Genomic DNA, 15336 nt, shown 5'->3' with positions numbered 1-15336 from the left:
GTAAATTAGGAAACTCTATTTATTACCAAGCTTTAGCAGTAGTATGTTACTCTTTCATTTGTAGAAAAAAGGAATATGGCTGTAACGGATTTCTAAGCAACGGATATACCCACAATATAGAAATAAAGAAATCCATTACTTGGATATCCATTGGTAAATCATTAGTTTACCATAAACTGTATAAATAAATGTTATGTTTACAAATAGGAAAAATATAGCGAATTTAATAGGTAAAAATGCTATAAATTACGTAAAATATAAAATATAGGCTATTCCTTAATTTAAAAGGTTTTATCTTCACATAAACTACCAATAAAAAACCCAAACTATGTTATAATTAGACTTTGTAATTATCCAAAAAAATACAGGGGTCAATTATGAATCAAACTTACAACTTATCTCAAAAATCGAAACATTTTTTACTCATTCTGTTGCCAATCATGGTTACACAGGTGGCTCTTTTTGCAATGTCCTTTTTTGATACGATTATGTCTGGACATGCTGGGGCGAATGATTTAGCGGGCGTAGCCATTGCGACTAGTATATGGGCGCCTGTTTTTACCGGATTAAACGGAATTCTGTTAGCGGTCACTCCAATCATTGCCCAAATGATTGGGGCGCAGAAGAAGGAAAAGGTTCCTTATATTGTTTTTCAAGGAATCTATCTAGGTGTGGCAATCGCACTCTCTGTCATTGTGATTGGTATATTTGCCATTCCTGCCATCCTGGGCGGCATGAAGCTGGAACCAGAGGTGCACCGGGTTGCTCAGAACTTTTTATTGGCACTTGCTTTTGGTATCATTCCGCTTTTTGTCTACACCGTTTTGCGCTGCTTCATCGATGCTTTGGGTGAGACTAGAGTCACTATGTTTATCTCCCTCATCTCTTTACCGATTAATGTTGTATTAAATTACTTGTTAATCTTCGGTAAATTCGGCTTGCCACGATTAGGTGGGGTTGGTGCAGGGGTAGCGACGGCTATTACCTATTGGATTATTTTGGTGATTACTTATTTTGTTATTTTACGTGTTGGGAATTTTCGGGAGTACGGATTGTTTAGTAAGCTTCATAAGCTCTCCTTTAAGACATGGGGAGAAATTTTAAAATTAGGCTTGCCGATTGGATTCTCCATTTTCTTTGAGACCAGTATTTTTGCGGCTGTTACTCTGCTGATGAGTCGATTCGATACCATTACGATTGCTGCCCATCAGGTGGCAATGAATTTTGCTTCCTTCCTATATATGATACCGATGAGTATCGCCATGGCGTTAACGATTGTGGTTGGTCATGAGGTAGGGGCAAAACGAATGAAGGATGCACGTCAGTACAGTTTTTTAGGAATCGGCATTGCCGTAGCACTGGGGTTATTATTTTCAGCAGCTTTGGTTATATTCAACAAAGAAGTGGCTTCCCTTTATACGAATGACATTGAAGTATTTGAGCTGGCTCAGCATTTCTTATTATATGCCATCTTTTTCCAGTTGTCTGATGCGATTGCCGCCCCTATTCAAGGAGCGCTGCGCGGTTATAAGGACGTAAACATTACTTTTATTGTTGCTTTGATTTCATATTGGGTCATTGGTTTACCACTTGGATTTTTATTGGTACAAATTACCGATTTAGGTGCATTCGGCTATTGGATTGGTTTAATTGTAGGTCTTGCTGTTGGGGCTATTTTCCTAATGTGGCGATTGTTGCATTTGCAGAGGAAAACCGCGAGAATGGCCAGCGAGGGTAATACGGAATAAAAATACAGCATCATACATGACAAAAGAGACGAGCGAGCTTTACGCTCGTTTTTTTGTGCAAAGACGTAATGGATTATAAACCATGAAATCCGTCTGCGCAAAGCACCATATAATAAGGAAGCGATTTGAATCAATTATCTGTTCTTTGAGAATACGATAAAGAAAATTGCTAAAGGGAAGCCTAGTATCTTTATTGGCGATCCTACTGTTAAACGTGAATACATCTATACACCAGATGCAGCCAAAGCGATAATTCGATTGGCTAAACGTCCGAATACGTATGGAACGACTTGGAATATTCCAGGTTCGGGGACGATCTCAGCAAAACAAATCAGGGAGATGGCACGTCTATATAATGGAAGAAAAAATTTCATGGTCCCAATTGGCCGGAAAGTAATGACAGTGCTAGGCTGGTTCCAGCCCTTTATGAAGGAAATGGTGGAGATGATGTATGTCACAGAATCTACCATTCAGTTAGACGGCAGTAAGTATGAACACGAGCTAGGGAGTATTGTACATACCCCTTATGAACAGGGTATAATGGAATGCCTGAAACGATTGAGTTAAGGAAAATATGGGCTTTTGTGTTTTGAAGGTTACTTATGATAATATGAAAAGATAAGAATATAGGTAGACAATACTATACATGTGGGAGCGGACAAATCATGTTTTCCTTTTTGAAAAATATATTGTCAGGTGATGAAAAAGACACCTCTACTTTGCCGAAAAGTAAGGAACAGTCTGTGTTGCCTGTTACAAACACGGATAAACAAGCTTCGGATAAGAAGAATGACAAAGCTAAGAAGAATACGAAACAAAAATCAACTGGCATCGCTACACGCGTAACAGCGCTATCCCTGCACCCGTTATGGGAAAGTGAGCTAGATAATATGCAGAAATATTCGATGTCCTTTATGGCTAACCAATTGGAGCCTTTGGAAGAGGGCAATATTGCTATCTCCGGATTTAATATGGTGCCTCATGAGGACGGCGTTGAAATAGCGGCTTTTGTACGAAATGCAAGCGATCAGCCTGTTGCGTTGGGGAAAATGACCTTGCTTATCCTGTTTGAGGGCGATAAGCTATTTACCCGACAAGAATTTGATCTAAGCGAGCTTGGAGAAATTCCGGCGTTCCATGCTCGACCGTGGAATTTTGTATTTACGAGAGAACACTTTATCACGACAAATGTTCTGCTGCAAAACTGGAAACTTGCCTTTGAATTGGCTCAAAATAAAATGGTCCTGCCGAAAAATTTGGAGCTGGAAGAATCTTGGGTAAAATCGTTAACTGACGATCAAAAGAAATACTTTATCGAGCTGGCAAAAAGTCTTCCTGAGCTAAAAGAAGGGGAAGTAAATGTTCAGAGCGTTCAAGCAAAGCAAAACGATGAAGGCCTAATTCGAGCGATTCTCTTAATTCGGAATGGATCGACTCAAAATCTTTCTTTTGAACAATTGCCACTGGCTCTTTATGATGCCACAGGTGATAAGGTAGCAGAGGGTGTATTCCAGCTAAAGGATTTTGTTGTAAATGCCCAAACAAGCAAGCCTTGGATGTTTATTTTTCCAAAAGAGAGCATCCTAAAGGAAAATGTTGATTTATCCCAGTGGAAAGTGCAGCTTGCTCAAAATTAATCTTTTTCCCGGCGAATAACTCCTAGTCACTGACTAGAGATCGTACTACGTTAAAAACGGAATTGATTATATAGGAATTTTGTATCACAGCAAAGAGGGGGATCTTATGTTTAACTTTTTAAAGAATTGGTTTACTAACGATAATGAAATGCGAAGTCACGAGGATCTCAAGAAAGACCTTTCTCAGACTACACATAATCGGATTGAAGAAGCGACAGAAAAAATGTTAAAATCAAGCGATCTGGAAGTTTCTTTCAACCCAGCATGGAATGAAATGCTGGATCAAGAGAAAAAGTATACCTTGCGCTTCTTAAATGATAGCTTGCCAGATATTCCTGAGGGAACATTAGGACTTACGGGTTTTAGCTTGATTCCTCGTGAAGGGGCTGTTACCGTAGCTTTATTTATTCGTAACGCCTCATCAATACCGGTAGAAATGGGTAAATTAGACCTAGCAATTGCTGTTGAAGGTCATTTATTTGCTAAAGGTGAATTTGATCTGAGTCCAGTTGGAATAATTCCACCAATGAGCAGTCGTCCGTGGGAAATTACTTTCCCAGAAGAATTGGTGACAAACGAAAGATCTATGGACGTTAGACAATGGAAACTGATTATTGGACTGCCACAACGTGAGTTTGTCTGGCCAAAAAATCTAGAGATTGATCCAGCTATGGAAAAACGTTTGACCGTAACGCAAAAGGATCGTCTGGAAAATATGATATACAATCTTCCTTTCTTGGCTCCAGGTACAGTTAGTTTCACCGGTTTTGATATTGGCTTAAAAGAGGATGGGCGTTTAATCGTGGCGATGCTAATCCGCAGCGCTTTGGAAGACACCTTCCAACCAAAGGCATTGCGTGTAGTAGTGCGTGAACGAAACAAGGAGAAGGTAATAGCGGAAGGAATCGTGGATGGAAGTAAAATCAGTCTGAAAAGCGGTTCTAGCAAGCCATGGATATTAGCGTTCCCGCCAAAAGTTGTTAACATGAATCAAACATTGAATAAATCCAATTGGGAATTGGATGTAGAAGTTTTATAGAGAAAGCGTGCAAGGTGACTGCTGAAAAGCATGTCGCCTTGCCTTATGCACAGGAGGTTATAGAATGAGTTGGCAATTAGTTAATTGGTTTGGTTCTAAACAGGGGTTAGAACAGGCCCGTGAGGATATTCATGAGTTTCTACAAAAAGAGTTTTACCTAGGTGTATCTGGCATTGAACAGCCTGAGCAATCGTCAAACCGCATCCCTTCCAAGGAATTGTTTCTAAACTTGAATAGTTTAGCTTCCAAGAATTTGGAAGAGATGGACATTGAGTTGTTGCAATTCATTCACGATGAGTTGCCACCGGTTGTCCGTGATGAGGTAGGGATTTTTCCGTTCTTTACGAATGTATTAAATACGGGCTTCCTGGTAATGACATTTGTTCGTAATGCTACACATCAGGATATTATGTTAAATAAATTACCACTTGCTTTGGTTACCTCTGATGGTAAGGTAGTGGCACGCAAATCCTTTGAGATGCTAACAATGGGTGGTTTGCAAGATATGTCTGCAAGTCCATGTGAATTCCTTTTCACATGGGAGGATTTTTTGTTCATGCCTGAGGATGATACGCAATTATTTATGGTTTATGATAAAGAAAGACTAGATCAATATAAAATGGAAGAAAAGCTAGTTGAGAAACACAACGGCTTAACAGATGAAGAGGAAGAGTCTTATATCCAAAAGGTAAAAGACCTGTTCCCGATCCGTGACGGTCAAGTTGAACTGACAGCTATTGATTTAGTTCAGGTTCCAGATGGCGGTCTAAAAGTAATTGTAGCCTTCATGAATGGTTTAGATAAACGTGTAGAATTCACAGAAGTACCTGTGTATATCCGTGACGAGATTGGTAGAGACGTTGCACGCATGCATTTTGGCCTGCATAGCCTCTACATTAAACCCAAAACTCAACGCGTATGGGGATTCTATATCCCAGCAAGTTCGCTAGAAGGCAAAGATCTGGACTTGTCTAAATGCAAGGCTTATGTACCAGATGCAAGACAGGATAAAGATGTAAAAGCTCAGAAGCTAGAATTACATGAAAATAACAAGGGATTCATTCAGTAATCCTTTTATGACCCCTTTCGTGATGAGAGGGGTCTTTATCTATTGCATTTGGGAAAAATTAGGTGCAGGAAATGGTTGTCTCTTGAGCAAGCCTATACTATGCTATATAAAGAACAATTGAAAGATTAAGAACGCTAATCCTTCCTGATTTACTTCTTTACAGGAGAAGGAGGAAAGGGCACCATATGCGATATACACAGTTGACAAAAAGAATGATTATTCCGGTTGTTATTACTTTACTTGCTTTTACGGTTGGTGAAAAGCCTGCCCAAGCAGCCGCGATGCCGAACGATCCCTACTTTTCAAAACAGCTTCATTTAACGCAGATTAGGGCAGTGGAGGCTTGGGGGATCGTCAACAGCAATACAGCGATTAAAATTGCGGTACTTGATTCCGGGGTAGACTCTTCCCATCCAGATTTGAAGGACAATCTGTTGCCTACTATTAATTTAGTGCAAGAGGAAAGTGCTTCAGATTTAAACGGGCATGGCACCAATGTGATCGGGATATTGGGAGCTAAAGGAAACAACGGTTTAGGGGTAACAGGGGTTTTATGGAACGCTAAAATATTGCCTATTAAAATTTTGGATAAAAAAGGACTTTCATCATCTGATCGTTTAGCAGCGGGAATTAGACGAGCAGTTAATGAAGGAGCCAAAGTTGTTTTGATGTCCGCCAGCGCACTATATTATTCGAAGGCACTGGAGGATGCAATAGATTTTGCAGAGGATAGGGGAGTTGTTGTTGTAGCGGCTACTGGAAATGAAGGGAGTCGTGTTAACTATCCTGCTGCTTTTCCTACAGTGATTGCGGTTGGCGCCGTTACGAACTCTAATACCATCCATAGCCGTTCTAATTTTGGACCAGAAATTAACCTAGTGGCCCCAGGCGTGAATGTATATACGACCACAAGAGGTGGCGGGTACGATTCGATGAAGGGCACCTCTGCAGCGGCTCCTCAGGTAGCTGGTGCGGCGGCGTTAATTCTGGCTAGGAACCCAAATATGAAACCGTTGGAGGTACGCCAGCTTCTGTACCATTCAGCAACGAAATTAAATGGAGTGAGATGGGACAGGCGGACAGGATATGGTCTTTTAAATGTTCAGAAGGCAGTAATGAGTAGACTGCCTGATGATATAAATGAGCCAAACAATACACAGCGTACGGCAGCCGCATTCCCCATGGAAAGTCAGATTCACGGCACTCTAAGCGACAAAGATAAGAGCGATTGGTTTTACACGGATATTCCTTATGAGGGAACCTTAGAATTAAAAGCAGAGGTTTCCGTGGATATGCAGGCTCCATTGGCGGCTAGTGTTTATCAGGATGGAAAGCCTCAGGATACGTATTATCTTGGTAATAAAGCCACTGCAACAATTGCAGTGAAGCCGGGCAAGGTTCACATTCACTTCCAACGGTCTGCGGTGTCTAGCACTTTACGCTATACCATTACCAATCGTTTTGCCATTGCACCTGATCGATATGAGCCAAATAATAGTATTGATCAAGTCCGACCCCTGCCTCCAGGTAATAACATTGAGATCAAGGGGAATTTTCACACAGCACAGGACGTTGATTGGTTTTCCTATTTTGTACGTGATCCAGGCAAGCTTTATCTGCGAGTGGATACAGATACTCTACGATTAGACCCGGAAATTAAGGTGCGTAAAGAACGCGATAAGACATCTGGCGGAATTTCCCTTAATAGCAGCTCGCCCACTGATCCATTAAAAAGCCTGGAGATGAATGTCACGCCAGGTCGTTATTTGTTCCAAATTCAGAACAGCTATCCTGCTGCTGTGAGCGGCGAGTACTTTTTTCAGCTAAATTATATGCCTGAACGAAAAGACCCAAATGAACCAAACGATACTTATCGTTTAGCTACAAAACTAGGGGATAACAGTCTAATTACAGGTACAATTCCTTCAGAGGCAGATAACGATTGGTTTACATTTTCGGTTCCAAAAGAAACGTATGTTACCATTCGGGCACCTTATGTACCGCCACAGGTAAAGATCATGATGAGTATTTACGATAGTCGCGATATGAAATATGCAATTCGAGCGGAAAAGGTTTTTGGACAAGATAATAGCATTGTCTTTGAAAAAAAATTAGCTGCAGGGACATACTATATAAAGCTGACCAGTACTACGCCATTCCGCTATGATGCGTATCGATTTACATTAACTCGTCAGGAAATGTACGGCGGCTTTCGAGACATACATGGGCATTGGGCTAGAAATGATATAGGTCGTTTAACTCAACATGGAGTCATTACCGTACCTAATACGTATAGCTTCCGTCCAGATGCTAATATGACGCGAGCTGAATTCGCAGACATGCTCCTTCGCTCGATGAAGGCCAAAAAGCTTCCAACTGGTCGAATAGGTCTTAATACCTATAAGGATTTAGATAAGAAGCATTGGGCATATGAGAGCTTGTTACAGGCTTCTCAGTTGGGTATTATGAGCGGCTTCAATGGGAAAATTGAACCGGATCGACCTGTTAATCGAGCAGAAATGGCTTTGATGATTGCGCGTGCTAAAAAAATAAACGTGTCAAGATCGTCGTCCAGTCCTTCTTATCGTGATGTGCCTCAATCACATTGGGCGGTGGCTGCAATCGAAACACTTTCACACTATGGCTGGTTACATGGTTATCAGGATGGAACCTTTAAGCCAGATCGTCCTGTGAAACGTGGGGAAATGGTCACTGTATTAGCTAAATCCTTCCAATTGTAAAATGCCGGGTTTTTTTACAAAAGTACATTGACACCCTTCTAAAAAAAGATTATTCTATAAATCATGGATATTACTCTTATCCAGAGTAGGTGGAGGGACTGGCCCAATGAAGCCCGGCAACCGTTTTGAGCGGTGCTAACCAGCAGAGAAAGGATAACTATCTAAATAGTTAGACTCACTCTGGCCGATAAGAGGGTTAAGGAACGCATTAGAAAAGCAACCTTTTCCTCAGCGGAGGGAAAGGTTTTTCTTTTTGTCGTGATGGAAACCTGGCTCGGCAAACATACTATATATCATGTTTCCAGTTGAAGGAGGTTTTAAGTATGGAATTGCAAAAAGGGCGTCGCTTGTTTACATCTGAGTCCGTTACTGAAGGACATCCAGATAAGATTTGTGACCAAGTTTCTGATTCTATTCTTGATGCGATCTTATCTAAAGATCCGAATGCTCGTGTAGCATGCGAGACATCTGTTACCACCGGATTAGTACTTGTGGCAGGTGAAATCACAACTTCTACATATGTAGATATCCAAAAGCTAGTAAGAGATACGATTCGTGAAATTGGTTACGATCGTGCAAAATATGGTTTTGATGCAGATACATGCGGTGTTATTACTGCAATCGGCGAGCAATCAGCAGATATCGCACTAGGTGTTGACCAAGCGTTGGAAGCACGTGAAGGTAGCATGACTGATGCTGAAATCGAAGCAATCGGTGCAGGTGACCAGGGTCTAATGTTTGGTTATGCTTGCAATGAAACACCAGAATTAATGCCTCTTCCAATCAGCATGGCTCACCAGTTGGCGCGTCGTCTGACAGAAGTGCGTAAAAATGGTACGCTTGAATACCTTCGTCCAGATGGTAAAACGCAAGTAACTGTTGAATACGATGGCGATAAACCAGTTCGCATCGATACAATTGTTATTTCTACTCAACATGCTCCAGAAGTAGAACTAGATCAGATTAAAAAGGATCTAATGGAGCAAGTAATTAAACCGATCGTTCCTACAAATCTGTTAGACGATCAAACGAAATACTTCATTAACCCAACGGGACGTTTCGTTATCGGTGGTCCTCAAGGGGATGCCGGTTTAACTGGTCGTAAAATCATCGTAGATACGTATGGCGGTTATGCTCGTCATGGCGGTGGTGCATTCTCCGGTAAGGATCCTACAAAAGTAGACCGTTCTGGTGCTTATGCAGCTCGCTATGTAGCGAAAAACATTGTAGCTGCAGGTCTTGCTGAACATTGCGAAGTACAGGTAGCTTATGCAATCGGGGTAGCTCAACCGGTATCTATCGCTGTAAATACATTTGGAACAGGAAAAATTGCGGAATCTGATTTGGTAGCGTTGGTTCGCAAGCACTTTGATCTACGCCCAGCAGGCATTATTAAGCAATTAGACCTACGCCGTCCGATCTATAAACAAACCGCAGCATATGGTCATTTCGGACGCAATGATCTGAATGTACCATGGGAGCGTACAGATAAAGCAGAAGATCTAAAAAAAGACGCTGCTAGCCTGTAAAAAATACAGAGAAGCCTAGGATTTTCCTGGGCTTCTTTTTTCTTATGAAAATTGCGAAAAAGGCTAGGCAAGTACAACTTCAATGGGGTAGACTACGTAGAGGATTCTGTAAATCTTTGTCGAAAAGCACTATAATAAGATCGAAAGGAACATGGGCGCATCATGAAGAAAAAACCTTTCTTTCTCGTCTTTTTCCTTCTTCTTCTGCTGTTTTCTATCCTTGTGTATTGGTTTAGACCAGAGAATGTAGGGGTAGAAAATACGGATTATGTGCAACAAAAGACGGGGGATCATACGTCTCATTCATTAGAACCAAAAGGGCCAGACGTAGAGCAAATTCCTTCTAGAATTAGTAAACCAGAGGAAAAGCTATCAAACGAGAGATGGTATAAAGACAAGGTTGTCATCTTGAATTATCATCACATTGACCGTGACAGTAATAAGCCATTTGTAATAACACCAGAGCAGTTTGGTGAGCATTTACAATTTATAAAGGAACATAACTTTCATCCTATTAGCCTAAGAGAGTTTTTTACTTTTATGCAAACAGGCGTAACTGCCAAGGAGAATGCAGTTTTATTTACGTTTGATGACGGCTATGAAAGTTATTACACACATGCATATCCGTTGCTTTCCAAATATGGGTATCCATCTGCATCTTTTGTAATTGCAGGTAGATTGCGAGATACCATGGATCGAAAGCGAGAAAATATGACCGTTCCTTTAGCTTATCAACAAATTGACGAAATGCTGGCTTCCGGCTTAGTTGATATTGGCTCGCACACATTCAGTTTACATGAGCATAAAGAGCTGGATGAGTGGGGAGTACAGAAAGCGGGAACAGAGCCTGTATATCTAGAAGAATTCCAACGTGCAGAGAATGAGGAAGAGTACCAAAGTCGTTTATTTGTTGATTTTAAGATGTCGAAAATAGGCTTAGAGCAACTTGTGAAAAAGCCTATAGCCTCTCTCTCCTTACCCCAAGGCTATAAAAGAAAGATTGTGATTGACTCGGCAAAGGAAGCAGGATATCAGTATGTCTTTACATCTAGAAGAGACGTTGTGAAACCAAATGAAGATCCATATTCCATCCCGAGATTTGATGTAGGAATACGCAAGGTAGGTGCACCCCAGCTCCTTGAACTATTTACTAAAGTAAAAATGGAAGAATAAGGGGGAAACCCATGGATAAAGGCATTGATATCAGCCTTCTAGATGGGGTCATAAAAAAAACGATTCGAACGGTTGAAATGAGCAAAGAGCAAATATTTCAGATAGCAGAAGGTGCTCGTTCGGAAAGTAATGCAATCAAAAAAGAGATTGTTGAAATACGGCAAATATTGGCGGAAGTGATCCAGAATGTTGATAATTTAGAGTTACAGTCCCGCCGATCAAGGTCGAGATTGGTACAAGTAAGCCGCAATTTTCAAAGCTTTACTGAAAACGATATTCGTGCAGCTTATGAGGAAGCTCATAATGTTCAGATAGAGCTTTCCTTAATGCGTGAGCGGGAAAATAACCTAAAGAAACGCCGCGACGAGCTAGAGTTTCGTTTGCGGAATATTTTAGAGACAATTACTAGAGCAGAAGGGTTACTAAGCCAGATCAGCGTGGTTCATAGCTTTTTAGCAGGAGATTTGTCCAAAGTAGAGGAAGCCTTGGAATCTGCCAAGCAGCATCAGCTTATGGGACTTAAAATTATTCAGGCCCAGGAAGAAGAGCGTAAGCGGGTAGCCCGAGAGATCCATGATGGACCTGCACAATCCATGGCCAATGTAGTATTGCGTACAGAAATTGTAGAAAAAATGTTGAAAAATGACGCAATCCAGGATGCTCAACAGGAATTAGGCAGCTTAAAGGAAATTGTAAGAATGAGTTTAGCAGATGTCAGAAAAATTATTTTTGACTTGAGACCAATGGCTTTAGATGACTTAGGACTCATTCCAACTTTGCAAAAGTATATACAAACCTTTGAGGATCGTAGTAAATTACATATTGATCTAATTGTTTTTGGTAAAGAACATAAGTTGGAAAGTTCATTTAAGGCAGCAGCTTTTCGCTTAGTTCAGGAATGCCTAAACAATGTGTACAAGCATGCGAAAGCTAATTTTGTCCAAATAAAGGTTGAGTTTCAGCTGGAAAACATGTTTATTGTCGTAAAAGATGATGGAATTGGATTTAATGTGAGTGAGGTTAGCAAAAAAGGACAATCGTTCGGAATAATGGGAATGAAGGAACGTTGCCAATTACTGAATGGCAGAATCGGCATTACGTCCAATAGCCAAGAAGGGACTAGAGTGGTGTTTCAAATACCGCTACAGCCCGCGTCAGTATTCAAAAGTACCGGCAAACAGGGAGGGTAATAACGGTGGAAAAATTGTTGGATGAAATTAAAATCGTGTTAGTAGACGATCATCAATTGTTTCGTGAAGGCGTAAAGAGAATACTCGATATGGAATCTGGTTTCAAAGTGGTGGGCGAAGGTTCAGATGGAATGGAGGCTCCCAAGCTAGTAGCTGAATACAGACCAGATGTATTATTGATGGATATTAATATGCCAAATGTCAACGGTGTTTCGGCTGCAGAAGAGGTAGTAAAAATTAGCCCAGAAACAAAAGTAATCATTTTATCCATTCATGATGATGAAGGATATGTCTACCGCACACTTCGTTCAGGAGCATCCGGTTATTTACTAAAGGATATGGGGACTTCTGAATTGGTAGAAGCAGTACGCGTAGTTGCCCAAGGTGGAGCGTATATCCATCCAAAAGTGACCGGTAAGTTAATCGACGAATTCCGTCGCTTAAGCGAGCAGGAGGAGTCAATGGATCGTAGTATTACGTTCGAAGAGTCACCAGTGATGGATCCGCGTATCATTGAATCCTTGACGCGTCGTGAGCGTGAAGTTTTGCAATTAATGGCAGAAGGGAAAAGCAACCGAATGATCGGTGAATATTTATTCATCAGTGAAAAGACGGTTAAAAACCATGTAAGCAGTATTTTACAAAAGCTAAATGTACAGGATCGTACTCAAGCTGTGGTTATATCCATCAAGAATGGCTGGGTAAAGCTGTAAGATTTTTAAGCGGATCATACATCATTTACGAAAAATGAGTGTGGAGAAAGCAACCAAGTCAAGCAGTACGGCATACCTTATTACAGGAGGGGATGACCGTGTTGGCTGATTTTATGATCTGGTTGTTTGCAGCATACGGCTGCTCCGCTCTTTTGCTGAAAATGTTCTATATCTGGATGGAGTCAGGCAGGGCCACTTCTATTATGGAGCCTTTGACCTTGACACATTATCAACTACTTTTGCATAATTCAGAGCATCGAGTTGAAGAGGCTGTACGTACCCTGATGTTTCAATCTGGTTTATATGGACAGCCAATTAGTATTAGTTTTGTGGATGAAGGCTCTTCTGACGATACGCCGCGGATGACGGAGATATTATACCGAGTCCATCCAGATACCATAAGAGAACAACAAGCAGGAAGAGAATCGGTCGTTGTCATCGATTTACGAACAGTTGGAAAAGAGGCTAGCTAAGTTATAGGCTGGTCTCTTTTTTCTTGCATGCTCCCTTTGTCTTTTTTAAGAATAAGGACAAGGGGGGATCGACAGTATGCATGAATATGTTCTTTATTTAAAAGAAGATGGACATTCTGTCTTAGCATATATTACTCCGTGTTTCCAGGTAGACAAGCAATTTTGGAATGAGCAGAACGGGCAAAGGTTGCACATTATTGGAAAAAGTACATCACTCTCCTTACTTTTCGGGATAAGAGACATGGTGAACAGAAAAATTACGCAGCAAGCTACCGCTGGTCAAGTTGCTTCTCATACACTCAAGCAGGCACGTCTGGTGGCTCAAGGCTACACGAAAGAGGTAAATCGTCTATCCGTAAGGGAGATGGGTGAAAATTATTCCTACGGGCGATCCTGCTCCTTTAGCTTCGAAGAATTGGAGGGGGAGGAGAGGGCTTGTGAATCTCATATGCTTGAAAAACAAAATGTAATAGAATTCCTTGCTAGTAACAAGCAGCAGACGCATCAGCTTTATCTTAAGCTACAAGGCAGGGCGTTATTATTAGAAGAAGTTAAAAGGTTGAGCTTTCAGAAATCCCCCTATATAACCCTAAATCATTCAGATCACCTTATCATGTCATTGCAATGGCTTGTTTTACAGGGAAAAGCAGAGTGGCGCCCAAGTGTTAGTCTTGAACTACATCGTTGTTGGTGGCAGCATCAACTGTCCTATCATTGTGAGCGGTGCAATAGTTTCAGGGAAATTGAACAAACAAGCTGCTATAGCTGTCAACAACCCTGCGCCTACTGTTATAATTGCCTTTCGATGGGGAGATGCAAGAGCTGTGTACCTCTAATATTTGTGCCTGCCAGTCTGTCCGGTCATCTGGATGCTGATGCGCAACATTGCATTTCCTCAAAAACCATCCTCCAATGGAATGGACAATTTTCTAAGAGGCAAGCAATCGTAGCCAAAAAGGTAAGAGAATTCGTTTTTTCCAAAGAACGGAGATTTCTAATCTGGGCGGTTTGTGGGGCAGGGAAAACAGAGCTCGTGTTTCCAGCGGTCGATGCAGAATTGGCACGTGGAGGAGCTGTGTGTATAGCTACCCCTCGTAAAGATGTCGTTTTAGAACTAGCCCCACGTATACAAAACGTATTTCCTTCCATTTCAGTCGTGGCTATTCATGGGAGCAGTCAGCAAAAATGGGAGCAAAGCCAACTGATGATTTCGACTACACACCAGATGTTACGTTGCTACCAGCGTTATTCTTTGATAGTAGTTGACGAGGTAGATTCTTTTCCTTACCACCAAAATAAGACTTTGTATCATGCTGTGAAGCGCTCGTTATTACCACATGGCAAGATTTTATATCTTAGCGCTACACCCCCACGCTACCTTCAGCAAGAACTAGTAAAAAAACGAATGGATAATCAAGTATTCCCTTTTCACAAAAAGCTTTCTCTTACTTCCTCTACACATGCTATTCTGCCAGCTAGGTTTCATGGACATCCACTTCCTATTCCAACAAAGCTTGTTACAACCCACTTGCGTCAAAGTATTCATGTATTACAGCCCATTACTCCCTTATTATTTTTTTTACGAAATAGTATACAGGCACACAGGCAGGTCTTTATATTTGTGCCGCGAATTGAGGAAATTCCCTTTGTGGTAGCTTATGTTCAGCACTTTTTTACGGATATGAGAGATAAAGTAGAAGGGGTACACGCTTCAGATCCTGCACGTGAACATAAGGTGCGTGCTTTTCGAGAAAAGGAGTACATGATCTTAGTAACGACTACGATTCTGGAACGCGGAGTAACCATTCCTCGTAGCGATTGCATTGTACTAGAGGCAGATGCCCCTATCTTCGACGAAGCTTCGCTAGTCCAGATAGCAGGAAGAGTGGGACGGTCCAGTGATTCTCCAAAGGGACAGATTCTCTATCTCATGAATAAGAAAGCTTCTGGCCCTGCTCAAGCTATCAGGCATATTAAACGAATGAATCGCTTGGCAGAAGAGACTGCAACAATGATAGAATGAG

12 protein-coding genes and 1 riboswitch are annotated in these 15336 nt (G+C 41.3%); all 12 genes read left to right on the top strand.

What is annotated here, in order from left to right; all coding sequences use genetic code 11:
- Nucleotides 1–377 precede the first annotated feature (377 nt).
- The 12 genes from O0550_RS07470 (at nucleotide 378) to O0550_RS07415 (ending at nucleotide 15335) form a co-directional block, all read left to right on the top strand.
- A complete protein-coding gene (locus tag O0550_RS07470; RefSeq protein WP_003344554.1) occupies nucleotides 378–1748 on the top strand; it encodes an MATE family efflux transporter in 1371 nt (456 codons plus the stop codon).
- 129 nt (nucleotides 1749–1877) lie between these two features.
- Nucleotides 1878–2315, top strand: coding sequence for an NAD-dependent epimerase/dehydratase family protein (locus tag O0550_RS07465; protein ID WP_309304372.1), 438 nt, complete (start codon nucleotides 1878–1880; stop codon nucleotides 2313–2315).
- Between the two features lie 98 nt (nucleotides 2316–2413).
- On the top strand, nucleotides 2414–3385 hold the full coding sequence (locus O0550_RS07460; RefSeq protein WP_258425960.1) for an accessory Sec system S-layer assembly protein: 972 nt from the start codon (nucleotides 2414–2416) through the stop codon (nucleotides 3383–3385).
- A gap of 106 nt (nucleotides 3386–3491) precedes the next feature.
- The gene (locus O0550_RS07455) at nucleotides 3492–4424 is read left to right on the top strand and encodes an SLAP domain-containing protein (RefSeq protein ID WP_003344550.1); all 933 of its coding nucleotides are present in this window, start codon (nucleotides 3492–3494) and stop codon (nucleotides 4422–4424) included.
- 64 nt (nucleotides 4425–4488) lie between these two features.
- Nucleotides 4489–5493, top strand: coding sequence for an SLAP domain-containing protein (locus tag O0550_RS07450; RefSeq protein ID WP_003344549.1), 1005 nt, complete (start codon nucleotides 4489–4491; stop codon nucleotides 5491–5493).
- A 185-nt stretch (nucleotides 5494–5678) separates the two neighbouring features.
- Nucleotides 5679–8234 carry a S8 family peptidase gene (locus tag O0550_RS07445; protein ID WP_258425959.1) on the top strand — a complete coding sequence of 852 codons (2556 nt, stop codon included), beginning with the start codon at nucleotides 5679–5681 and terminating at the stop codon, nucleotides 8232–8234.
- A gap of 73 nt (nucleotides 8235–8307) precedes the next feature.
- A riboswitch (SAM riboswitch) is annotated at nucleotides 8308–8428 on the top strand.
- A 129-nt stretch (nucleotides 8429–8557) separates the two neighbouring features.
- The gene (gene metK / locus O0550_RS07440) at nucleotides 8558–9763 is read left to right on the top strand and encodes a methionine adenosyltransferase (RefSeq protein ID WP_003334298.1); all 1206 of its coding nucleotides are present in this window, start codon (nucleotides 8558–8560) and stop codon (nucleotides 9761–9763) included.
- Nucleotides 9764–9925: 162 nt separating this feature from the next.
- Nucleotides 9926–10936 carry a polysaccharide deacetylase family protein gene (locus tag O0550_RS07435; protein WP_258425958.1) on the top strand — a complete coding sequence of 337 codons (1011 nt, stop codon included), beginning with the start codon at nucleotides 9926–9928 and terminating at the stop codon, nucleotides 10934–10936.
- A gap of 11 nt (nucleotides 10937–10947) precedes the next feature.
- Nucleotides 10948–12126, top strand: coding sequence for a sensor histidine kinase (locus O0550_RS07430; protein ID WP_003344545.1), 1179 nt, complete (start codon nucleotides 10948–10950; stop codon nucleotides 12124–12126).
- A 5-nt stretch (nucleotides 12127–12131) separates the two neighbouring features.
- Nucleotides 12132–12839, top strand: coding sequence for a response regulator (locus O0550_RS07425; protein ID WP_003334302.1), 708 nt, complete (start codon nucleotides 12132–12134; stop codon nucleotides 12837–12839).
- Between the two features lie 92 nt (nucleotides 12840–12931).
- Nucleotides 12932–13312: a hypothetical protein gene (locus O0550_RS07420; protein ID WP_236867697.1), complete on the top strand. Its 381-nt coding sequence runs from the start codon at nucleotides 12932–12934 to the stop codon at nucleotides 13310–13312.
- Between the two features lie 76 nt (nucleotides 13313–13388).
- Complete coding sequence (locus O0550_RS07415; RefSeq protein WP_258425957.1) at nucleotides 13389–15335, top strand: ATP-dependent helicase ComFA; 1947 nt, start codon at nucleotides 13389–13391, stop codon at nucleotides 15333–15335.
- Nucleotide 15336: the final 1 nt, after the last annotated feature.

This window comes from Brevibacillus halotolerans, assembly GCF_026891775.1.
Classification (GTDB): Bacteria; Bacillota; Bacilli; order Brevibacillales; family Brevibacillaceae; genus Brevibacillus_B; species Brevibacillus_B halotolerans.
Note: the sequence above shows the minus strand (reverse complement) of the source record. Positions and strands in the feature narration are given on the sequence as shown.